The following is a 24,144-nucleotide window of genomic DNA, read 5'->3' on the forward strand; positions in this document are numbered from 1 at the left end:
ATCACCAATTATTTTTTATTTTCGATAGCAGCTTTCACGAAGCTGAGGAAAAGAGGATTCGGATTCACCACGGTACTGTTGTACTCCGGATGATATTGAACGCCCACGAACCATTTCAAGGCGGGGATCTCTACCACCTCTACCAGATTTGTCTCCGGATTCTCACCCGTACACATCATACCGGCGGCCTCGTATTGCTTCTTATACTCGTTGTTGAACTCGAAACGATGGCGATGACGCTCTTGGATATGCTCCTTGCCGTATGCCTCCAATACCTTGGAGCCCTCTTTCAGCGTACAGTCGTAAGCGCCCAAACGCATGGAACCTCCCATATTGGTAACGTTCTTCTGCTCCTCCATCAAGTCGATCACCTTATGTGCCGTATTCGGCTCCATCTCCGTAGAGTTGGCATCCGCCAAACCTAATACGTCACGGGCAAACTCGATCACCATGCACTGCATACCCAAGCAGATGCCCAAGCAAGGGACATCATGCTCACGAGCGTATTTGATAGCGGCAAACTTGCCCTCGATACCTCTCTGCCCGAATCCGGGGGCGATCAAGATACCATCCATATCCTTCAATTGCTCGGCGGCGTTCTCGTTATTTAATTTCTCCGAATGGAACAAATGCAAATCCAGTTTATGATGATTGTAAATAGCGGCTTGCAACAAAGACTCGTCGATCGACTTATAAGCGTCTTGCAATTCCACGTATTTACCAACCAAACCGATCTTCACCGTATCCGTAGCCGTGCTCTTCAAGGCAAGGAATTCCTTCCAAGGCTTCAACTCCGGAGTCGGGCCGACTTCCATACCGACCTTACGCAAGACCACCTCGTCCATCTTCTGGCGTTGCAATACCAAAGGAACCTCGTAGATCGTCGGTACGTCGATCGACTGGATCACGGAATCCTCGGCCACGTTACAGAACAACGCCACCTTACGTAACAAGTTCGCGTTCAGCTCATGCTCCGTACGCAACACCAGCACGTCCGGCTGGATGCCTAATTCCTGCAATTGCTTCACGGAATGTTGCGTAGGCTTCGTCTTATACTCTTTCGCCGCGGCGATATAAGGCACGTAAGTAAGATGTACGCAAAGGCAGTTCTTGCCCAGCTCCCATTTCAACTGGCGAACGCTCTCTATGAAAGGCAGAGACTCGATATCACCCACCGTACCACCGATCTCGGTGATCACGAAGTCAAATTTATACTTGCTACCCAATAATTTCACGTTACGCTTGATCTCATCCGTGATATGAGGCACCACCTGCACCGTCTTACCCAGATAATCCCCCTTACGCTCCTTGTTGATCACGCTTTGATAGATACGTCCGGTAGTGATATTATTCGCACGGGTAGTCTGGACATTCAAGAAACGCTCGTAATGGCCCAAGTCCAAGTCAGCCTCATGTCCATCGACGGTCACGTAACATTCCCCATGTTCATAAGGGTTCAACGTACCCGGGTCGATGTTGATGTAAGGATCAAATTTTTGGATAGTAACCTTGTAACCTCTTGCTTGAAGGAGCTTACCTAAAGAAGCGGAAATAATACCCTTACCTAAGGAAGAGACCACGCCGCCTGTAACGAAAATGTACTTTGTATCTGCCACGATAGTAATATTTTAGTTATCTTTTTAATTGCACACCTGCATTTCGAAACCGCAAAGTTAGCGATTTTCATCGAGACATGCCAAATTTAATGTTTTTATTTCTCGCTGAATATCTCCAGAACTGACCCGGGCTTCGGCAGGACTCTTCCGATTCCCGACCCGAAGCACGGCACTAAAGACAGTACTTCTCATGGAATTACTTCGGTACTACGCAGGAAGTACTGAAGTACTTTGACCGAAGTATTCCAGTACTTCCTGCGGAGTACTGAGGCAAGTCCGTATAAGCCTCGTTAGACACACCTGCTTTGCCTCAGTGATCGTAACTTTTGCCCAGATAAATATCAAATCGTATGTTATATATCATTCTTTTTAGCTAATTTTGCGACCACTACAACTAATAGATGTAAATAAGGTATTATGATGATGAAGAGGCATGGTGTGTATGCGCTATTATTACTTTCACTAATTGGAGGCTCGGCATACAGTCAAGAGAACCAGCTAGTTACCGGAACGATAGTTCAACGTCCCGCACAGCAAGTCGTATCGGATGATACGATTCCCGCGATCAATCTTAGCGAAGAGGAATTAGACAACATCGTAGACATTCGTAAGCAATTCGAGAAGCAAAACAAGACTTACTCGGAGCCCTTGGCCCCAAGCACGAATTTACTGCGTTTCTTGAAGAAAGACGAGCTGGAAATCTCGGACGAGGCGATGTATTGGGCCCGTCTGGTACGAGACGCCTCCACGATTTTCGATAATACGATGACCTTCCGGGATACCGTGATCGTAAACCCTTTGTTCATGCCGATCGTTTTCCGGGGAGATTATTTACCCGAGAACTTGATATTCTACAACTTCGATTCGTTGAAGGAGAGGACTCCCTATGATAACCTATACCGGGCAGATTCCATTTTCAAAGATCTGGAACGAAACAAACAATTCGAGGAGATGGCTTACAAATATGTACAGAACAATTACCCGACTTATTTCCGCTACTCCGAGAGGGATCTGCCCAATGAGGTAATCAAACCTAAATTCATCAAGAAGAATATTTATGAGGACTTGCCGATCAAGGTGGAGGCTGATGCCAATTTTGAGGACGTAGACGCTCCCGCCCGCTTTATCCCGGAGCGGAGATACTGGATATCGGCCTTCGAGAGCGCCATCCAATTCTCCCAGAACTACGTTTCGGAGAACTGGTATAAAGGTGGAAGTAGCAACTTGAACCTGTTCACCAAGAACAATTTAAAATACGACTATAAGAAAGATAAGGTACAAGTAACGAACGAACTGGAATTCAAAGCCAGCGTATATACGGCACCGAAGGATACCTTAAGGAACTATAAGATCGGTGACGACGTATTCCGTATACACAGCAACGTCGGCTACCAAGCGTTCAACAAATGGTACTATACGTTCGACGCTGAGTTCAAGACCCAGTTCTTCACCAACTACCAAGAGAACGAGCGCATCAAACAGGCCGCATTCCTAGCCCCGTTCTCTATCAACTTCGGTCTCGGTATGAAATACGAGCTGGAAAAACAATTTACCGACAAGCATAAGAAGATTAAATTCAGCACCAACTTGGCGCCGATCTCCTATACATATATGTATACGACACAAGAGATCGATTATAGCCGTCACGGTTTCAAGAAAAACGAGGAAACCGGTGAGTTCAATAACAAGCTAAGCCAAATAGGTTCCACGATCCGCGCAGACCTCGCCTTCGATTTCAACCGTAACGTAAGCTGGCAATCCCGTCTTTATTTCTTTACCACTTACGGCGATCATACCATCGGGGAGTTCGAGAATACCTTGGTTCTGGCCATCAGCCGCTTTTTCTCCACACGTATCTATTTTCACCTTAGATACGACGATGGAGTGGAAAAAACAGAGGATAACAAGAGTTATTTCCAGCTTAATGAGTTGTTAAGTTTCGGTTTTAATTACAAATGGTAAGCTAGGATTTAAGATTTCGAATAATAAACTTTGTTAATCGTGACATAGTTTCTAAATTATACTTACTTTTGCCTTGATTTTGCAATGTCGAGATTACAAATATGAGCGAAAGTATAAATCATACAGGATTTGTAGAGAAGATCGATGGCGACACCGTCTTCGTCCGCATTACCCAACAATCCGCATGCTCGGGATGCCACGCACAGTCTATGTGCTCGGCATCCGAGAAAAAGGATAAGATCATTGAGGTACCCGATCGGTCGGGACGGTTTCACGTAAACGAGGTAGTGATAATATGCGGACAAAATTCCATGGGACTTCAGGCCGTATTGCTAGCATTTGTCATTCCTTTGGTGATAGTCGTGGGGGCCATCGTAATCGGGACGAATCTACAATGGGACGAGACCACGAGCGGGTTAACCGGTTTATCGCTTTTACTGCCTTATTACTGTATACTATACTTAATGCGTGACAAACTAAAAAGACGATTTATATTTACTTTGAAAAAACTTAATTGATAATATATCATGATTTTAATTGCCGTTATTTCATTAGGAGCAATCGGGGCGGTCGGAGCGGTTTTCCTCTACGCTGCTTCCAAGAAATTTGAAGTCTACGAAGATCCTCGCATCGCACAAGTACAGGAAGTCCTTCCCGGGGCGAACTGTGGAGGTTGCGGTTATCCGGGTTGCGCCGGATTCGCAGGCGCTTGCGTAAAAGCTGACTCATTAGACGGATTGCTCTGCCCCGTTGGTGGTGGCCCGGTCATGGCCAAGGTCGCTACAATACTGGGTAAAGAGGCGGGTACAGCCGAACCCATGGTAGCCGTTGTCCGTTGCAACGGAACTTGTCAGGCCCGCCCACGTACAAACTCTTATGATGGAACGAAAAGTTGCGCCATCGCCTCTACCCTTTACGGAGGCGAGACGAATTGTTCTTTCGGTTGCCTAGGTTATGGCGACTGCGTGAACGCCTGCGCTTTCGACGCCATCCACATCAACCCGGCTACGGGAATCGCCGAGGTAGACGAGGAAAAATGTACTTCCTGTGGTGCTTGTGTGAAGGCTTGCCCGAAGAATATCATCGAGCTAAGAAAGAAAGGACCTAAATCACGCCGGATTTACGTGTCTTGCGTAAATAAGGACAAGGGAGCCGCCGCTCGCAAGGCTTGTGCCAACGCTTGTATCGGCTGTGGCAAATGTGCCAAGGAATGTCCGTTCGAGGCAATCACCGTAACAAATAACGTAGCTTATATCGATTATACGAAGTGTCGTTTATGCCGCAAATGCGTGGCTGTATGTCCGACAGGAGCTATTCATGAGCTGAATTTCCCTCCTCGCAAGGAAGCCGCTCCCGCTCCGAAAGCGGAGACCGTGAAACCGGCGCCAAAGGCAGAGGCTACCGTGAAACCGGAAGCCACACCGAAAGCTACAAGTGAAGAAAAAACAAATCTAAATTAAAATCTAATAGTATGCTAAGGACATTTCGAATCGGAGGTATACATCCCCCCGAGAATAAACTGTCTGCCGGTAAGAAAATTACGGCTCTCGCTACGCCTAAACAGGTGATTATCCCCCTCAGCCAGCATATCGGTGCCCCAGCGCAGGCCGTGGTGAAGAAAGGGGATCTGGTAAAGGTGGGTACATTGCTAGCCAAGGCGGGTGGTTTCGTATCAGCGAACATCCACTCTTCCGTATCCGGCAAAGTGAACAAGATAGATAACGCTCTCGACGCTAGCGGATACAAACGTCCCGCTATCTATATAGATGTGGAAGGTGATGAATGGGAAGAGACGATCGACCGCAGCGAGACCTTAGTGAAGGAGTGCACGCTGTCTTCCAAGGAAATCGTGGATAAGATCGCCGCTTCCGGTATCGTCGGTCTGGGTGGAGCGACTTTCCCTACGCAGGTGAAATTGATGCCGCCTCCCGGAAACAAGGCAGAGATCGTAATCATCAACGCCGTGGAGTGTGAGCCTTATCTTACTTCCGACCATTCGTTGATGCTGGAGAAAGGCGAGCAAATCCTAGTCGGTGTCACGATCCTAATGAAAGCGGTCAACGTGAACAAGGCCGTGATCGGTATCGAGAATAACAAGCCGGACGCTATCGCCCATCTGCAAAAGTTGGCGGTAAATTATAAAGGTATAGAGATCATGCCGCTTAAGGTACAATATCCGCAAGGAGGCGAGAAACAATTGATCGACGCCGTTATTCGCCGTCAGGTAAAAAGTGGTGCGCTTCCTATCTCGGCGGGTGCCGTGGTACAGAACGTAGGAACTGCTTATGCCGTTTACGAGGCGGTACAAAAGAATAAACCGTTGTTCGAGCGTGTGGTGACGATCACGGGTAAGGCGGTAGCTAATCCTTCCAATTTCTTGGTTCGTATGGGAACACCGATCAGTTGCTTGATCGAGGCCGCAGGTGGCCTGCCCGAGAATACGGGTAAGATTATCGGTGGCGGACCGATGATGGGTAAAGCGTTGATCAGCGCCGAGGTGCCGGTTTGCAAAGGAAGCTCCGGTGTTTTATTACTGACAACGGAGGAATCTGTCCGCAAGCCGATCCGGGATTGCATCCGTTGCGCCAAATGCGTAGGTGTCTGCCCGATGGGATTGAACCCTACCCTATTGATGAACGCCACGGAATTCCAGAATTGGGAATTGGCGGAGAAGAACTATATCACCGACTGTATCGAGTGCGGGTCGTGTAGTTATACCTGTCCGGCCAACCGTCCGTTGCTGGATCAGATCCGGTTGGGTAAAGGAAAAGTTATGGGTATTATCCGGTCTAGAAAGTCATAAAACAAGAGCAACATGGAAAATAATTTATACGTATCGCCCTCGCCCCACATCCATGGAGGCGACAGCATAAGCAAAAATATGTATGGTGTACTGATTGCCCTTATCCCGGCTTTCTTGGTATCCCTTTATTTCTTCGGTCTGGGAGCGTTGATCGTTACGGTCGTATCGGTTCTGGCCTGTATGATATTCGAGTATTTGATCCAGCGATTCCTGATGAAAAAGGAACCGACCCTTTGCGATGGCTCCGCTATCCTGACGGGCGTATTGCTGGCCTTCAACCTACCTTCCAACCTTCCGGTCTGGATCATTATCATCGGAGCGTTGGCGGCGATCGGCATCGGCAAGATGTCTTTCGGTGGATTAGGTAATAATATTTTCAATCCGGCGTTGGTCGGACGTGTATTCTTATTGATCTCCTTCCCGGCGCAGATGACGACTTGGCCGGTGGTAGATGCCTTGAACGTTTTCCCGATGACTTATACGGACGCCCAGACCGGCGCGACGGTACTGTCGTTGATGAACGAGGGCGTGACCGAGCTTCCGTCTTACGGGAATATGCTTGTAGGGGCTATGGGAGGTAGTCTCGGTGAAGTGAGCGCCGTGGCCTTGATCCTCGGTCTTTTATTCATGCTATGGAAAAAGATCATCACTTGGCAGATCCCGGTATCCATCTTGGCTACCGTATTCGTATTCACGGGCATCATGCACTTGGTGAATCCGGTACAATACGCCAGCCCGTTCGTTCATTTATTATCCGGTGGTTTGTTATTAGGCTCCATCTTTATGGCGACCGACTACGTAACCTCGCCGATGAGCAAGAACGGAATGCTTGTCTACGGCGTGGGAATCGGAATCCTTACCACGGTGATCCGTTTGTTCGGGTCTTACCCGGAAGGTATGTCGTTCGCTATCCTGATCATGAACGCATTTACTCCGCTAATCAACAGCTATATCAAACCTAAACATTTCGGAGGAAAGTAAGCATGGCAAAATTAAAATCAACATTACCCAATATGCTCCTTTCACTAACAGGCATTTGCTTGGTAGCAGGGGCGATCCTAGCCGGAGTGAACCAGTTTACCGCCGGCCCTATAGCGGTAGCCAAAGCGACCGCCTTGGAGGAAGCGATTAAAGCCGTTGCTCCCGAGTTCGACAACAAACCGACTGAGGACGTCTATATGGCCGTCTCCTCCGATGGTGATTCCCTCAAGATTTATCCTGCCAAGAAAGGCGGACAAGTCGTTGGCGGAGCTGTAGAGAGTAATACGAAAAAAGGCTTTAGCGGTGAGATACGGGTTATCGTAGGTTTCGATATGGATGGCAAGATCTTGAACTATTCCGTATTGCAACACGCCGAGACTCCGGGCTTGGGAGCCAAGATGCAAGAATGGTTCCGTGCGGACAAGAACAAGCAAAGTGTCTTGGGACGTACGATTCCGGACGGAGGCTTAAAAGTAACAAAAGATGGTGGCGATGTGGACGCTATCACGGCAGCGACAATCTCCAGCCGTGCGTTCCTCGATGCCGTGAACCGTGCGTATAGCGCATTCGCTGGCGTAGACGGACTAACGGGTGCCACTTCAACTGATAACAAATAAAAAGGGAGGACAGAACAATGAGTAATCTAAAAATATTGATGAATGGTATCATCACGGAGAACCCGACATTTGTATTACTGTTAGGTATGTGTCCTACCTTGGGAACGACCTCTTCGGCCATCAACGGCATGAGTATGGGATTGGCTACGATGTTCGTATTGATTTGCTCGAATATCGTGATCTCCGCCTTGAAAAACGTAATCCCCGACTTGGTGCGTATCCCGGGATATATCGTTGTGATCGCGACGTTCGTGACCGTAGTGCAGATGTGCATGGAAGCATTCGTTCCGGCTTTATACGCTAGCTTAGGATTATTTATCCCGTTGATCGTGGTAAACTGTATCGTACTAGGACGTGCCGAGGCTTTCGCTGCGAAGAACGGCGTAATCCCATCCGCTTTCGACGGAATCGGTATCGGACTGGGCTTCACGATGGCTCTTACACTGCTGGGCGCTTGCCGTGAGTTCTTGGGAACCGGTAAGTTATTCAACGTAACCTTGATGCCCGAGGAATACGGTTCGCTGATCTTCGTATTGGCTCCGGGAGCGTTTATCGCCTTAGGTTATCTGGTAGCAATAGTAAACAAACTGCGTAAAGCATAATAAAACGGATCATATGGAATATATATTGATATTTATCGCCGCCGTATTCGTTAATAACGTTGTACTGGCACAGTTCTTAGGAATTTGTCCGTTCTTGGGGGTATCTAAGAAAGTGGAGACTGCCGCAGGCATGGGAGCCGCCGTTACGTTCGTTCTTACGATCGCTACGATTGTTACCTTCCTCGTGCAAAAATATATATTGGACGCTTTCGGACTAGGGTTCATGCAAACGATCAGTTTTATCCTGATTATCGCCGCCTTGGTACAGATGGTGGAAATCATATTGAAGAAGGTCTCTCCCGCCCTTTATCAAGCGTTGGGCGTATTCCTTCCGTTGATCACCACGAACTGCTGTATCCTGGGTGTAGCTATCCTTGTAATCCAAAAAGAGTATAATTTATTGGAATCTGTGGTATATGCTATCTCGACCGCTATTGGATTTGCGCTAGCTTTGATTATCTTCGCGGGTATTCGGGAGCAACTAGCCATGACGCATGTTCCGGAAGGCATGAAAGGCACTCCTATCGCCTTGATAACGGCCGGTTTGCTAGCTATGGCTTTTATGGGATTCTCGGGTATCGTATAACAAACTTATCTAAATGAACACTAGAATGAAAAAGAAGATTTTAGTAGCGGGCGGAACCGGTTATATCGGCTCACACACCACAGTAGAATTGCAGAACGCCGGATATGAGGTAGTCATTATCGACGATTTGTCAAACTCGAATATCGAGGTGCTCGATGGTATCGAGAAAATCACGGGCATCCGTCCGGAGTTTATCCAATTGGATCTAAAGGATAAGGAAGGTACTCGCAAGGCATTGGAAGCTCATCCGGGCATCAAAGGCATTATCTTGTTCGCCGCTAGCAAGGCGGTAGGAGAATCCGTACAGCAGCCTTTGAAGTATTATCGCAATAATATTGTCACTTTGGTGAACTTGTTGGAGATGATGCCTGAATTCAATATCGAAGGTATCGTATTCTCTTCCTCTTGTACGGTATACGGACAACCGGACCCGGAGAACTTGCCGGTAACCGAGAATGCCCCGATCAAACCCGCTATGTCTCCTTATGGAAACACGAAGCAGATCAACGAGGAGATTATCCGGGATACGATCCACGCAGGAGCGCCTTTCAAGAGTATCATCTTGCGCTACTTCAACCCGATAGGTGCTCACCCAAGCGCAGAGATCGGCGAGTTGCCGAATGGTGTTCCCCAGAACTTGATCCCGTACTTGACACAGACGGCTATGGGTATCCGCAAAGAATTAAGCGTATTCGGCGATGATTATGATACAGCAGACGGTTCTTGCATCCGTGACTATATCAATGTCGTAGACTTGGCGAAAGCACATGTAATCGCTATGGACCGTATGCTTGAGAATAAGTCTGATGAGCATATCGAGATATTCAACCTAGGTACCGGCAATGGTGTTTCTGTCCTTGAACTGATCAATACCTTCGAGCAGACAACAGGCGTTAAGGTTCCGCACAAGATCGTGGGCCGTCGTGAAGGTGATATCGAGAAGGTATGGGCCAATCCGGAGCACGCGAATAAGGTATTAGGCTGGACCGCCAAGGAGACTTTAGCCGACACCCTGCAATCCGCATGGAACTGGCAGAAACGTTTGAGAGAACGTGGCATCCAGTAAATAACACAAAAAAAGAGGCCGTATCTGATAGCGCTTAGCTAAGGATACGGCCTTTTTTATATCCTTATATCTACAAGTACTTCTCTAAGATCTCAAGAACCTTCCCGAAATCGATCGGCTTAGCGATATGCTCATTCATTCCGGATTCTTTACACAACTTGATGTCTTCCGCAAATGCGTTCGCAGACATGGCTATTATCGGCATGGACTTGATATCCGGACGTTCTAATGCCCGAATATGGCGAGTAGAGTCGTACCCGTTCATGACCGGCATCTGGATATCCATAAATACCAAGTCATAATATCCCGGACTAGAGTTTTTTACCATATTCACCGCGACAAGGCCATTTTCCGCCTCCTCTACCACCGCACCGGTCTCTTCTAGTAACACAGTCGCTATTTCCCTATTCAAGCTATTATCTTCCACCAGCAAGATCCGCTTACCCTCAAAGTTACCGAAAGGATATTGAGGCTTCTCCGTCTCTTCCTCTTTTTTCTCTTGCTTGATAGCGAAACTTTTCATCAAATAAAATAACTTGGATTTCATCAACGGCTTACTTATGAATCCATCGACACCGGCTCGTTGGGCTATTTCCTCAAAATGCGGACAATCATAAGCGGAAAGAATAATGATCGGAATATCCCGGCCAACGACTTTTCGGATACGGGTAGCGGTCTCGATCCCATCCATTCCCGGCATTTTCAGATCAAGGATAACGGCAAAATAGTCATCATTAAGATGATGTGCCCTCTCTACTTTCCCGATAGCCTCCTCACCAGAAATGGCATACTCGCCTTTCATACCGATCTCGTTAATCCTCATACATGCGTTCTCGCAACACACGATATCATCGTCTACCACGAGAACCGGTAAATCCCTTAAATGATCATCCTCAAAACACCCTTGATCCTGCAATTTCAACTGCATCGTAAATGTAAAAACGGAACCTTTGCCATATTCACTCTCCACCTGAATCTCACCATTCATCATATGAGCGATATTACGGCTTATTGCCATGCCTAAGCCGGTTCCTTGTATATTCCGCAGGGTTGCGTCTTCCGCACGTTCAAATGGCTCGAAAACCTTGTGTAAGAAATCCGGCTTTATCCCGATACCATTGTCTATAACCGTAACCTCAAATAAACCATAATTACCATTTTTAATTGGCTTTTCCCGTATCTCAAGTGTTATTTTCCCATAGTCCGGCGTATACTTTATGGCGTTCGACAGCAAATTCAACAATACTTGCTGAATCCGTTGCACATCGCCAATCAGCTTTTCATGTTTGACTTGAAACAAGTGAACCCGGAAATCCTGAAACTTCTGACTGACCGAAGTCTGAACCATAGTAATTACGCTTTGCAATAACTCGCCCATATCGAACTCCTCGTCTGTCAGCAAAATATGTCCGCTCTCTACCTTAGACATATCCAAGACCTCATTGATCAAGTTCAATAACAATTTGGAAGAAACCATAATCTTCTTCAAGCAATCTACTATACGCTCCCGATCGTCGATATGCATACTGGCGATAGTGGTCATACCGATAATGGCATTCATCGGAGTACGTATATCATGGCTCATACGGGATAAGAAATCCGATTTAGCCTGATTTGCCGATTTAGCCACTTGTAGGGCATCTTGAAGTAATTGCCTTTGCCGCTCTTCCTCACGAACCTCCATAATATCGGTCCGGGTCAAAAGAAGTATATTCCTCTCCTTATCGAAAAAGCTAAAACGCATCTTCTTATCCCTAAAAACGCCATTCTCCATCACCTGACAGAACAAGACATACTCACGGGAATTTCGTAAGACAGATAAGACATGATCTAGGGAAAGATTTCGGGTTAACTCATCTCGCTGATCCTCCGGCACATATTTGTGGTGGAACTCGGCTACCTCTTTTTCATAGTCATTACTCGCTATCGGGGGGACCGGCGTCCCACTTTCACGATTGGAAGTATACATGACATAGCTATTCGTGTTTGCCTCTATATAAACGACATAATCATACTCAGTCTGAACGGCAGCCTCTACGATCTGTGCCTTGCGACAATGATTCACATAGCGGCTGAAAAGAATGACACGATCCGGAATTCCACTCTCATCTTTCAAGATACGAATAAAAGCCTCATGCCACTCAAAACCAAACAAATCATTACAGAAACGCATGTCGAACTTCTTATTCGCTACGCCGCTAGCCGCCATTTGCCGCAATGAATTCAAGGATAAGATCTCCTCCCATTTCCCTAAATCCGCAGGATATACATATTCTTGAATGTAAGTCTGGCAAAGTTCTGTATAATCCAAACATTCTCCTTCCCTTTCGGGAGTCATCGAATCTTTGATTATCTCAACCTTTTCATTACCTAATGTGACGATCCAAAGCGTATCGACTAGCTCGTTTACACCACAGAGTAGTTCTTCCAAATTTAAAGTAGTATTTGTCATTTTCAATGATATAGATTTAATTAAGAGGAATAGAGATCCTATGATTTTGAGAGTATTTCATCAAGCCTCCCTCTCCAATCCTCTCCATTCAAAGGCTGATAGGTATGGAACCCTAGTTCCTGCCCCACTACGATATTATTCTTACCATCATCTACAAATAATGTTTCCTCTGGTCTGATTCCTGAATCCAAGACCATGCGATCAAAAATTTCACGATCCGGCTTCGTGACACCGATCTCATAAGAGAGATACAATTTATCGAAATAATCATTTAATGGACGGCCCGCCGGCGTAAACTCTTTTGTCTGTGCCCATTCAAGCTGTATGATCGGATTTGTATTGCTCAATAAATAGACTTGATATTTCTCACGGAGTTTTAATATGTAGTCCAATTTATATTGGGGAACGCCGCCAATGAAGCCAAACCAAGCCCAACAAATATCCTCATAAGAAAGGTCTTTACCCGTATACTTCCGTAAATAGCGACAAAACTCCTCTACTCCGATCTTTCCGGTCTCCAGATCTTGAAAAACCCCTTTTTGTTCGTAAGGATCTATCAATCCATCGGCATCTTTGACCCCAATCTCTATTAAACGGCGAACAGGTTCATCCCGGTCCAAATCTATGATAACGCCCCCCAGATCGAATACTATATTTTTTATTTTACCCATTGCGATACTATTTAAGTCCCAAAGATACAATTTATTCCGTATATCTAGGTTACAAGGATAAAAAAGGGTATAATCTTCAACGATTATACCCCAATCCAAAGCTATATTTATGTATATAAGACTTAATCCAATTTATGGATCACCAAACCGGAGCGAAGCTTCGGTTCGAACCACGTCGTCTTCGGCGGCATGATATTACCCGTATCGGCGATATCCATCAATTGCTTCATCGTAACGGGATACAAAGCCAAGGCAACCTTCATCTCACCGCTATCCACACGGCGTTTCAATTCACCCAGGCCACGGATACCTCCCACGAAATCGATTCGCTTGTCCGAACGTAAATCCTTAATGCCTAAAATCTCATCCAGAATCAAGTTCGAAGAGATCGTGACATCCAATACGCCTATCGGGTCATTATCATCGTACGTACCGGGCTTAGCGGTCAAAGAATACCATTTCCCTCCTAAATACAGGGAGAAATTGTGCAAGGCACCCGGTTTGTAAATAGCAGAGCCCTTCTCCTCTACCACGAAGTTTTTCGTTAATCTCTCAACGAATTGTTCCTCGGTCAAGCCGTTCAAGTCTTTTACCACACGGTTGTAATCGATAATGGTCAATTGGTTGGCCGGGAAGCAAACAGCCATGAAATAGTTATACTCCTCGTCTCCCTTATGATCCGGGTTTTGCTTGGCCTTCTCCGCTCCTACCAAAGCAGCGGCGGCGGAACGATGATGTCCGTCGGCAATATACAACGCAGGCATCTCCCCGAATAACTCCGTGATGCGGGCGATGTCCTTATCCTCATCGATAATCCAGAACGTATGGCCGAAACCGTCTAATTTCGCCACGAAATTATATTCAGGCTCACGAGCCGTATATTTCATTACGATAGCGTCTAACTCTGAGTTGTCGGGATAAGCGAAGAATACCGGCTCGATATTAGCGTTGTTGACACGTACGTGCTTCATGCGATCCTCCTCCTTGTCACGGCGGGTCAGCTCATGTTTCTTGATCGTGCCATTCATATAATCGGGAACATAAGCCCCGACTACCAACCCATATTGAGTCTTGCCATTCATGGTTTGGGCATAAACATAATAGCATTCTTTCTGATCCTGAACCAACCAACCTTTTTCCTGAAAATTATTGAAATTGGCGGCGGCCTTCAGGTAAACAGCCGGATCATGCTCATCCGTCCCTTCTGGGAAATCGATTTCCGGTTTAATGATATGGTAAAGGGATTTCTCGTTTCCTTCCGCTTCCGCACGAGCTTCTTGCGAGTTCAATACGTCATAGGGGCGGGAAGCCACCTCCTCTATAAATTCTTTTGGTGGACGAACTCCCTTGAAAGGTTTTATTTTTGCCATGGTAATTAAATCTAATTGGTTTATGTATCAATGTAGAGACGGGGCGTACCCGTCTCTACAACCGGATATTCTCATTTATTAACCCGATACTTTTCATTGCCATTCACCAAGAAATCAACGATCTGCTTGGCGGCGGCGATACCAGCGTTGATATTAGCCTCGGCGGTCTGGGCACCCATCTTTTTCGGGGTGCTGAAATAACGACCGGCATATTTTTCGGCCAATTCCGCATGGATAGCGGGCATAATATCTGTCAAGTACTTGAAATCCGGACGCTCTTCCAACATCTTAGCGAGGCCAGCCTCATCCATCACCTCCTTACGAGCCGTATTCACTACGATAGCTCCCTTCGGCATGGAATTCATCAACTCGAAATTGATAGAACCCTTCGTCTCGGCCGTAGCCGGGATATGCAAGGAAACGATCTGGCAAGCCTTGAACAAGTCCGCCGTAGAAGCTACAGCCTTCACACCATCGGCCTCAATCACGGAAGCCGGACAGAACGCGTCATAAGCGTAAACCTCCATACCGAAGCCTTTAGCGATACGAGCCACGTTACGGCCCACGTTTCCATAAGCCAAGATACCCAATTTCTTTCCTTTCAACTCTGTTCCGGAAGTTCCGTTATAGAAATTACGAACCCCGTACACCAACATACCGAATACCAATTCGGCGACAGCGTTAGAGTTTTGTCCCGGCGTATTCATCACGCATACCTTATGGGCAGTAGCCGCATCCAAGTCCACGTTATCATACCCCGCACCGGCACGAACCACGATCTTCAGGTTCTTAGCGGCATCCAATACCTCAGCGTCCACCTTATCGCTACGGATAATCACGGCATCGGCATCCTTAACCGCATCCAGCAATTGCGCCTTCTCTGTATATTTCTCCAAAAGAGCCAGTTCCATACCAGCGCCTTCCACTACCTCCCGGATACCTTTCACAGCGACAGCGGCGAAAGGTTTCTCTGTAGCAACTAATATCTTTGCCATGTCTGAATCCTCCTTGATTAATGTTGTTTCTCGAACTCTTTCATGCAAGCTACCAAAGCCTCCACGCTGCTCTTCGGCATCGCGTTATAAAGAGAGGCACGGAAACCACCTACAGAACGGTGTCCCTTGATACCTACCATACCAGCGGCAGTAGCATATTTACTGAACTCGTCCTCCAACTCCTTATACTCATCATTCATCACGAAACAAACATTCATGATCGAACGATCTTCCTCCGCTACCGTACCACGGAACAACTTATTACGATCGATCTCATCGTATAAGATCGCCGCATTCTCAAGATCCTTCTTCTCCATAGCGGCGATACCACCTTGTTCCTTATACCATTTCAAGGTCTGTAAAGCCGCGTAAATAGGCAATACAGGAGGTGTATTGAACATGGAATCCTTTTTAATATGGGTAGCGTAGTTCAACATGGTCGGGATCGGACGGTCTACATGTCCTAAAGCGTCCACACGAACGATAGCCAAAGTCACGCCGGCAGGAGCCAAGTTCTTTTGAGCACCCGCATAGATAATATCATATTTGGAAATATCGATCGGACGAGAGAAAATATCGGAAGACATATCGCAAACCAAACGTTGCTTCACATCTGGATCCTTACGCATCTCTGTTCCGTAAATCGTATTATTAGAAGTAAAATGGAAATAATCCGAGTCATCAGCGATCGCATAACCCTTCGGGATGTAAGTATAGTTCTTGTCTTTGGAAGAAGCGACAACATCTACCTCCCCAAACAACTTAGCTTCCTTGATAGCGTTCGAAGCCCATGTGCCGGTATCCAAATAAGAGGCTTTCTTATTCAACAGATTGTAAGGAACCATACAGAACTGCATGCTGGCGCCACCGCCCATGAATACAACCTCATAGCCTGCCGGAACATCCAGTAATTCCTTGATCAACGCACGTGCCTCGTCGTTTACGGCTACAAACTCCTTACTTCTATGAGAGATCTCAAGAAGTGATAACCCCATACCCGCAAAATTTTCTACCGCAGCGGCTGTATTCTTAATTGTATACTCGCTCAAGATAGAAGGACCTGCATAAAAATTGTGCTTCTTCATACCAATGTCTTTTTAGAATGTTATTATAAATAAAGTAACTATTTTTTCAAAAACAGGCGGCTAATGTAACTATTTTTTCTCATTTGCCGACACTTTTCGAGCATTTTTTAATTTACAATCAGAATATGTCAATTAAAAACGATCTCCCCAAAGGCGCCTCATTTGCTCAATTAGTTTGTGCTCGGCCGGATTTTCCTGTCCTTTCCACAAACGTTCGCCCAAAATTTCCTTCGGAAGATACTCCTGCTTTACAAAATGATTTTCGTAGTCGTGCGCATATTTATATTCCTTGCCATACTCCAATTCAGCCATTAATTTGGTAGGCGCGTTGCGTAGATGAAGCGGTACGGGTAAATTCCCAGTCCGGTTAACAAGTGCCAAAGCGTCGTTGATCGCCATATAGGCCGAATTACTTTTCGGGCTGCAAGCCAGATAAACGGTCGTCTCGGCCAGAATGATCCGGCCCTCCGGCCAGCCGATCTTCTTCAAGGCATCGAAACATGCGTTCGCCAGCAAAAGCGCATTCGGATTCGCCAATCCGATATCCTCAGAAGCGGAGATCACCAACCGCCGTGCGATAAACTCAGGGTCTTCTCCCCCGGCCACCATACGGGCGAGCCAGTAAATGGCACCATCGGGATCGCTACCCCGGATCGACTTGATAAAAGCGGAGATTATATCGTAATGCATCTCCCCTCCCTTATCATACGCCGCAGGGTTCTCCTGCAACCTCTCCACTACCTTCTCATCCAGAATCTCAATATTGTCACTCTCCTCGGCAGACACCACCAGTTCCAGAATATTCAGCAACTTCCGGGCATCTCCTCCCGAGTAACGTAACATGGCATCCGTTTCCGTCAGCCTTATGTTTTTATCCTTCAGAACGACATCCTCGGCGATCGCCTTATGCAATAGCGTAAGCAAGTCATTCTTGTCCAGCGATTTCAACACGTACACCTGACAACGGGATAACAAAGGACGGATTACCTCGAACGAGGGATTCTCCGTGGTTGCCCCAATCAGCGTCACCACGCCCGTCTCCACGGCGTTCAGCAATGAGTCTTGCTGCGACTTACTGAACCGGTGTATCTCATCAATAAACAATATCGGCGATACCGTATTGAAGAAGCGGTTGCTCTTGGCCTTCTCTATCACCTCCCGCACGTCCTTCACTCCCGAACTGATCGCGCTTAACGTATAAAAAGGCGCATCCAACTTATTCGCTATGATCTGCGCTAAGGTAGTCTTCCCGACTCCCGGCGGCCCCCACAATATAAAAGAGGGAACCCGTCCCGCATCAATCATCTTCCTCAACACGGCTCCCTGGCCTACCAGGTGCTTCTGTCCAATATAATCATCCAACGTCTTCGGACGTAATCTCTCTGCTAATGGTTGACTCATCATGGAAGCAAAAGTCGGATATTTTATTTACTTTTCAAAGGATAAGTCAAGAAATTTATCGTATAAAAAGAATGTTAAACAACAGGAAATAGTGACATAATGAAAGAACAATCACTACAAATACACTTTTACCCATATAATATACTAACATTATGACAATGAAAATTTAACATTCCCTTAATTCCCTATCCTTTCTATCCCATACTTTTAGCGATATCTTCTTAACACATTATACCTTCTTTCTTGAAGCATTAAATATCTATCAACTGGTGCATGATCGTCCAACAGTTGGTGCATGATCATGCAACGTCTGTTAGATGATCATGCACCAATTGTTAGATGATCTATATTTCCATATAAAACCAATAAGCCTTCCAAGGAAATGGGATAAGGGAAGCTATCAAAACATGTAAGATATATAACAAAAAAAGATGCCCCTCCATAATCGGAGAGGCACCCTATACCTTATATTATATATGTTAGATTAGCGAGTTCCGCCAGCCCACCATACAGGCTCTGAATATACGTATTGACCGTCGCCATAAGCGGCTTTTACTTCCGGATTTGATACCACGTCACTATTACCATAAGGCATACGAAGAGGGAATTTTTTCGTATTCGCCAATGTCACGAAATTCTCTCCTAATCCTTTCATTCTACGGATATCATTAAAAGTCTCGGTAGCCTCTCCCGATGCCCCCCACAAAGCCAGATATTTCTGGATCATGGTCTCTTTCAAAGGATTTACAGCAAACAACGGTTTAACTTGGTTATCGAAATATGTATTGGCCGTCTCCTCTGTCATTTTTTCTGAATTCACGACCATTTTGCTACCCATATAAGTGATAGCAGAAGAGACACTTCTCTCAGCATTTGCGATTCCGGCAGCTACCGCCTCTTTCAACGCTTTCTCGGCGTCAGACGTACGGTTTAAGCGACATAACGCCTCAGCTTGCAAGAATTTCAACTCATGATAACTCATCAACATCGTAGGAGCCGTGTTTGAATATACAAAGGCGGAAACACCATATTTCTGCATATTCTGCTCAGGAGTACCATTCGGGGCCGGAACTAAGTTCTTATCAGCAGAGCCTGTAACCTGTACGCGTTTCTTGTCAGCCGTAGTAGGAGAAAGCATCACTCTTTCCAATCGAGGATCTTTACGCTCAATCAACTTGTCCGTCAAGCTCTGGCTATTGGCAAAACCAGCGCGAGAATCGAAGTAACCAAAGAATGGGTTGATATTATTCGCATCATAGACAGCGTATGCAGCCTCGTCATCCGCAGAAGTAAAAGATTTTGATACATAGTCCAAAACCTTATTCAAGTCAGCTTGCTTATCCGTGGAACGATTGATCAGACGCATCGTATAACGAGCCTTCAAACCATAAGCGAATTTAATCCATTTCTCGGCATCTCCATTATACAAATAATCATACGTACCAACCGGTGAACGATCAGACTGATTCAAATCCTCGATCGCCTTGTCCAAGGAGGCCATTATAGAGACATAAATCTCCTCTTGCTTATCTATTTTAGGATTCATATTCACCGGTGAGCCATTCTCATCCAATAAAGAAGCTTCACTATAAGGTGTATCTCCAAATATATCCGCCAATAGAGCGCCATTGTAAGCTTCCATGACCTCAGCGATACCTCTCGTCACTAAATTTCCCTCATCACGCTTACCTTCTTGACATTGACCGATAATAACACGAGCGTTCTTCAAGCTTGTATAAACATTTCCCCACGTATTCTCAAACGTAGAAGAGGCAGAAGGCTCATTCAAACGAATTTCCGCGTTATATAACTGGTTTTCGATACCCACTTCATATTCCACGTAGGAAGATGAATAGGTATTGAAGTCTCCGCTAACGTTGGAAAATGCAGTAGAAGTAATCAAGTCGGCCAAGATAAATTTGCCATCCACGCTATTTGTATGGCTCGTATCTTGGTTAATCCGATCCATTACATCCTCGGAACATCCAGCCAATGCCAAGGATACGGCCGACATAACAGCCAACCCTTTAAATGATTTTATTATTGTATTCATATATATCTGTCTTCTTTATAAATTAGAAATTTACGTTGACACCAAAACCGTAGCTAGATGTACCCGGTAAGGAGAAACGCTCGAAAGCGCCAGCCATATTGTTATTTCCTTGAGTAGCCTCTGGATCGAAGCCTTTTATCTCAGACCATACAATGATATTACGGGCGAAAACATTCACGTTTACATTCAAGTTATCTTTCTTATATACAGGATATGACAATGAAAGTTCACGCAATTTCAAGAACGAGTTGTCATAAACATAGGCTTCGTCAATGCCCCTCACGCTTTTGAAATACTCCTCTGCATCTGATCCTTTCACTCCACCCGTATAGGGAACATAGATAGGTTTACCATCCGCATCTACGCCCTTCTGTTCAACAGCAGCATAGTCAAAATGATATTTATCACTCTTACGAACCTCTCCAGATAACTTACTTGTACCATAGAAGTTCGTCTCACCAGCCGTACCACTATACATTTGTCCACCTTGCTTCCAGTCAAATACAGCAGCCAAACGGAATTTATACAACTCGATATTCGTATTGAAACCCAAACGGAAATCAGGAGAAACCTTACCGATTACTTGGGTCTCACCAGCCTCTGGTATACCTTTTTCGTTTACTACAATTCGTCCTTCGCCATCACGTTTGTAACCAACACCATAGATTACCGGGAATTTATCGCCGATACCTGCACGTACTTGAGGAGTCACGAAACCACCCAACATAATGCTCTCTACGCCCGGAGCCAACTCGTCTACATAATTGTCGATCTTTGAGAAGTTAAAAGCGAAGTCCAGCTTGAAATTCTTCGTATCAACCGGAGAGATACCTAATGTAATCTCATGTACGTTTGAGTGCATCTTTCCACCATTCATCATCATACTGGAAGCACCTGTGGAGCCAGCCAAAGGCACCTCGAAGATTTGGTCTTTCACGTTCTGACGAGAATACGTATAATTCAATGAAACTAAACCATTCAAGAAAGTCAAGTCAGCACCAAGCTCATAAGACTTCGTGTTCTGAGGCTTCAAGTTCGGATCATAAACCACGAAATAAGGAATATACGCCATATTTCCATTAATCGGATACATAATAGGTGTTCCCTGGAAGAAACCACCACCATAACTTGGCGTATAATAATAAGACGGCACATATTCTCCTGCCATACCTACCTCTGCGTAAGAGCCACGGATCTTACCAAATGTCAAGATATCATTCTTCAAGGCTTCCACTTCCGTGAATACCCATCCAAGGGATACGGAAGGATAAAAGAACGAACGGTTATCTCTCGGCATAGAAGACACGATATCGTTACGTCCCGTAACATTCAAATAAAGCATATTCTTCCAAGCCAAAGATAAGCTAGCGAAGTTACCTACCGTACGTTTTCTCTTATACTCATGAGAGCTGTTGAATACAGAAGCGTTGTTCAAATGGTTCCAGCCCGGGAAGTTGAAGCTATATCCCACGGCTTGAGTATTACTGATTCGCTTATCTACAAGCTCATTACCCAACAAAGCATCGAATACGAAGTCCTCATTGATATTCCAGTTATACGTAAACGTCAACAATGAGTTCATCTCATTTACCGTAAAACCGTATTCGCTAGCATAACCATTCGCATAACCAGTTGTACCGTAGCCGTAAATATCAGAGTAATTGGTCGTATAAGCGTCATCACCAATTTGGTATTTCACATCCAATTTATGATTGTCCGTACCAAATTTAGTAGAATACTTCAAGAACGCATTCCCGAAGAAACGTTGAGATCTCTCCGTAAAGCTATTATTGTCGCACGCCCAGTTTCCATCATCGATCCAGTTCTCACGGAACGTATTCTGAGTATAAGGATCACCTTCGATATGGGAAGGTATGCCCGCCATAGTATAACTGATAGGAGCCGTATAAACCGTAGCGGTAACACCGTCATTAGCGGTTCCTTGCTTCTTGATCTTTGATGTCACGAAGTTTCCGTTAAAACCAGTCGTCCAGTTATCATGCAATTGCGCCTCACCCGACAGCTTCACGTTATAACGATCCATTCCCGTAGAACGAACGATACCATCAGAAGTCGTATTACCCAAAGAAAATGAATAGTTTCCTTTATCGAAAGATTGAGCTACATTTACAGAGTTACTCCAAGTAACGCCAGTCTGGAAGAAATCTTTCGCATTATTATAAGCTTGGGGAGTAGCCCATGGATCCAATCCTGCCGCAGCACGCTGAGGCACATAGTATTGTCCATTATGCAATCCACCTTCCGTATATTCATTTTGTACATTACCGCCATATACAGGATCATTCGCCAAGTCAGAGATAGACGGTCCCCAGCTAAATCCCGAATATGGGTTATAAGCACCTTCATTACCTTGTCCATATTCAGTTTGTAACTCAGGTAATGTAGAAACCTTATCAAACGCAAGATTCGTGTTGAATGAGATCTGAGGTTTTCCTTTACGAGCACCTTTTCCGCTCTTTGTAGTAATAACGATCACACCATTAGAAGCACGCATACCATACAACGCAGAAGCGGCTTGTCCTTTCAAGATGTTGATACTCTCGATATCGTTCGGATCTAAGTCTACGGCACGGTTCGCATAGTCAGCTCCACTAACACTACCATTATTCATCGTATCCGTATTAACATCCGCCGTAGAAGCGATCGGCATACCATCGATCACATACAAAGGAGAGTTATCCCCTGTAAATGAACGGGCTCCACGGATCATGATCTTGGAAGATGCGCCTGGCATACCCGATGAGGAAGCGATATCGATACCGGATACTTTACCTTGCAAAGCCCCAGACAAACTAGTGTTAGCACCTTGTGTTAACTCATCCGATTTTACATCTTGCACGGCATAACCTAAAGCTTTCTTTTCCTTTGAGATACCCATAGCCGTAACCACGACCTCATCCAAGTTTTGGGTATCAGACATCAATGTTACATTTACATTGGGAGACACAACTACCTCCTTGGATTTCATACCGATGTATGAAATAACTAATTGCTTACCATCACTAGGAACATCCAAAGTAAAATTACCGTCAAAATCCGTAACTGTTCCCACAGTCGTTCCTTTTACGATAATGGACGCACCGATCACCGGCTCACCATCTTCTCCGACTACCTTACCGGTAACCTTCGAGGTCTGTGCCGAAACTACTCCTACGCTCATCGCAAGAAATAGTAGCACAGAAGTCAACTTTTTCTTCATAGACACATTCTTTTTATTTAAACTAAACTAGAAATTCAATTAAGCTTTCGTGGACTATAGTTCATACAGAACTACCAATTTTCAATATTTTATTTAGTGTAGTCATATGAAAAAAAAATTATCATATAAGTTTAGATCTATTAAAATTCTGTAATAAATATATTGGATTTGAGAGATATTGTTTATCAGCCATATTGGGAGGATAAGAAAAGCCAGCCGTTTTTCACAAATATCTACATAAAATAAAGTTGTAAATATTTTTAGTGATAAGCTATATGCTATAAAATATCCAGAATAAGTTGATATCAAGTCCAATATCATGCCTATAAAGAGTAAGCTCACTATTTGTTACGATAAAATTAAGATAAAAATAATTTTTTTATTTGTCAAAAAGAAACTATCGGCAGTGATAACTCATTGATTTGTGATACGATCATGTTACCTGAGTCGATTTAGACAGTGGTTATATTGCAAATTGACAGATTTAACAATTAAGAAAACAAAGGAAATATATCACAATAATAATAATTTGTTGTTTTTTTCAGGTATAATTTATAGTTTTGCAACCGTTTTTCATTTAATAGGTATGTCGTAAAACATAAAATGGAGTAGTTCTGTATGAACTTAGTTAATCAACCATTAAAATGCAGAGAAAACATTTTTA

General features: G+C 45.1%; 18 protein-coding genes. 9 read left to right on the forward strand and 9 right to left on the reverse strand.

The genetic code is table 11. From position 1 onward, the window contains the following. Positions 1-8: 8 nt before the first annotated feature. Complete coding sequence (locus tag DWY79_RS16960; protein ID WP_005865380.1) at positions 9-1,616, reverse strand: CTP synthase; 1,608 nt, start codon at positions 1,614-1,616, stop codon at positions 9-11. Positions 1,617-2,033: 417 nt separating this feature from the next. Here DWY79_RS16960 and DWY79_RS16965 point away from each other — a divergent pair, with 417 nt between their 5' ends. The 9 genes from DWY79_RS16965 to galE all read left to right on the forward strand — a co-directional run bounded on the left by DWY79_RS16965 (position 2,034) and on the right by galE (position 10,233). After that, positions 2,034-3,578, forward strand: coding sequence for a DUF3078 domain-containing protein (locus DWY79_RS16965; RefSeq protein WP_011966039.1), 1,545 nt, complete (start codon positions 2,034-2,036; stop codon positions 3,576-3,578). Positions 3,579-3,679: 101 nt separating this feature from the next. Further along, positions 3,680-4,096 (forward strand): SoxR reducing system RseC family protein, encoded by a 417-nt coding sequence (locus DWY79_RS16970; RefSeq protein WP_005855668.1) that lies wholly within the window; start codon positions 3,680-3,682, stop codon positions 4,094-4,096. A 9-nt stretch (positions 4,097-4,105) separates the two neighbouring features. Further along, the gene (locus DWY79_RS16975; RefSeq protein ID WP_005855666.1) at positions 4,106-5,038 is read left to right on the forward strand and encodes a Fe-S cluster domain-containing protein; all 933 of its coding nucleotides are present in this window, start codon (positions 4,106-4,108) and stop codon (positions 5,036-5,038) included. 11 nt (positions 5,039-5,049) lie between these two features. Further along, positions 5,050-6,381, forward strand: coding sequence for an electron transport complex subunit RsxC (rsxC, locus tag DWY79_RS16980; protein WP_005855665.1), 1,332 nt, complete (start codon positions 5,050-5,052; stop codon positions 6,379-6,381). A 12-nt stretch (positions 6,382-6,393) separates the two neighbouring features. Next, positions 6,394-7,362: an RnfABCDGE type electron transport complex subunit D gene (locus DWY79_RS16985; RefSeq protein WP_005855664.1), complete on the forward strand. Its 969-nt coding sequence runs from the start codon at positions 6,394-6,396 to the stop codon at positions 7,360-7,362. Positions 7,363-7,364: 2 nt separating this feature from the next. After that, on the forward strand, positions 7,365-7,979 hold the full coding sequence (locus DWY79_RS16990; protein ID WP_008771710.1) for an RnfABCDGE type electron transport complex subunit G: 615 nt from the start codon (positions 7,365-7,367) through the stop codon (positions 7,977-7,979). Between the two features lie 17 nt (positions 7,980-7,996). Further along, entirely contained in the window at positions 7,997-8,581 is a 585-nt protein-coding gene (locus DWY79_RS16995) for an RnfABCDGE type electron transport complex subunit E (protein ID WP_005865370.1), read from the forward strand. Positions 8,582-8,594: 13 nt separating this feature from the next. Further along, positions 8,595-9,167, forward strand: a complete 573-nt coding sequence (rsxA, locus tag DWY79_RS17000; RefSeq protein ID WP_005855659.1) for an electron transport complex subunit RsxA — start codon at positions 8,595-8,597, stop codon at positions 9,165-9,167. Between the two features lie 25 nt (positions 9,168-9,192). Beyond that, positions 9,193-10,233: a UDP-glucose 4-epimerase GalE gene (galE, locus tag DWY79_RS17005; protein ID WP_005855657.1), complete on the forward strand. Its 1,041-nt coding sequence runs from the start codon at positions 9,193-9,195 to the stop codon at positions 10,231-10,233. Between the two features lie 70 nt (positions 10,234-10,303). Here the strand turns inward: galE and DWY79_RS17010 are convergent, their stop codons facing one another. The 8 genes from DWY79_RS17010 to DWY79_RS17045 form a co-directional block, all read right to left on the reverse strand. Then, on the reverse strand, positions 10,304-12,685 hold the full coding sequence (locus DWY79_RS17010) for a hybrid sensor histidine kinase/response regulator (protein ID WP_122369878.1): 2,382 nt from the start codon (positions 12,683-12,685) through the stop codon (positions 10,304-10,306). A 38-nt stretch (positions 12,686-12,723) separates the two neighbouring features. Continuing rightward, positions 12,724-13,356 carry an HAD family phosphatase gene (locus tag DWY79_RS17015; protein ID WP_005865363.1) on the reverse strand — a complete coding sequence of 211 codons (633 nt, stop codon included), beginning with the start codon at positions 13,354-13,356 and terminating at the stop codon, positions 12,724-12,726. Between the two features lie 122 nt (positions 13,357-13,478). Continuing rightward, positions 13,479-14,726, reverse strand: a complete 1,248-nt coding sequence (locus tag DWY79_RS17020) for a DUF1015 domain-containing protein (protein WP_005855651.1) — start codon at positions 14,724-14,726, stop codon at positions 13,479-13,481. A 71-nt stretch (positions 14,727-14,797) separates the two neighbouring features. Then, complete coding sequence (locus DWY79_RS17025) at positions 14,798-15,721, reverse strand: NAD(P)-dependent oxidoreductase (RefSeq protein ID WP_005855649.1); 924 nt, start codon at positions 15,719-15,721, stop codon at positions 14,798-14,800. A 17-nt stretch (positions 15,722-15,738) separates the two neighbouring features. After that, positions 15,739-16,806, reverse strand: coding sequence for a 3-phosphoserine/phosphohydroxythreonine transaminase (serC, locus tag DWY79_RS17030; RefSeq protein WP_005855647.1), 1,068 nt, complete (start codon positions 16,804-16,806; stop codon positions 15,739-15,741). A 132-nt stretch (positions 16,807-16,938) separates the two neighbouring features. Next, entirely contained in the window at positions 16,939-18,210 is a 1,272-nt protein-coding gene (locus tag DWY79_RS17035; RefSeq protein ID WP_005855645.1) for a replication-associated recombination protein A, read from the reverse strand. A 481-nt stretch (positions 18,211-18,691) separates the two neighbouring features. Continuing rightward, complete coding sequence (locus tag DWY79_RS17040; protein WP_008771706.1) at positions 18,692-20,260, reverse strand: SusD/RagB family nutrient-binding outer membrane lipoprotein; 1,569 nt, start codon at positions 20,258-20,260, stop codon at positions 18,692-18,694. 22 nt (positions 20,261-20,282) lie between these two features. Further along, positions 20,283-23,480: a SusC/RagA family TonB-linked outer membrane protein gene (locus DWY79_RS17045; RefSeq protein ID WP_005855640.1), complete on the reverse strand. Its 3,198-nt coding sequence runs from the start codon at positions 23,478-23,480 to the stop codon at positions 20,283-20,285. Positions 23,481-24,144 lie beyond the last annotated feature (664 nt).

It is taken from the genome of Parabacteroides sp. AF27-14 (genome assembly GCF_003635425.1).
Classification (GTDB): Bacteria; Bacteroidota; Bacteroidia; order Bacteroidales; family Tannerellaceae; genus Parabacteroides; species Parabacteroides distasonis.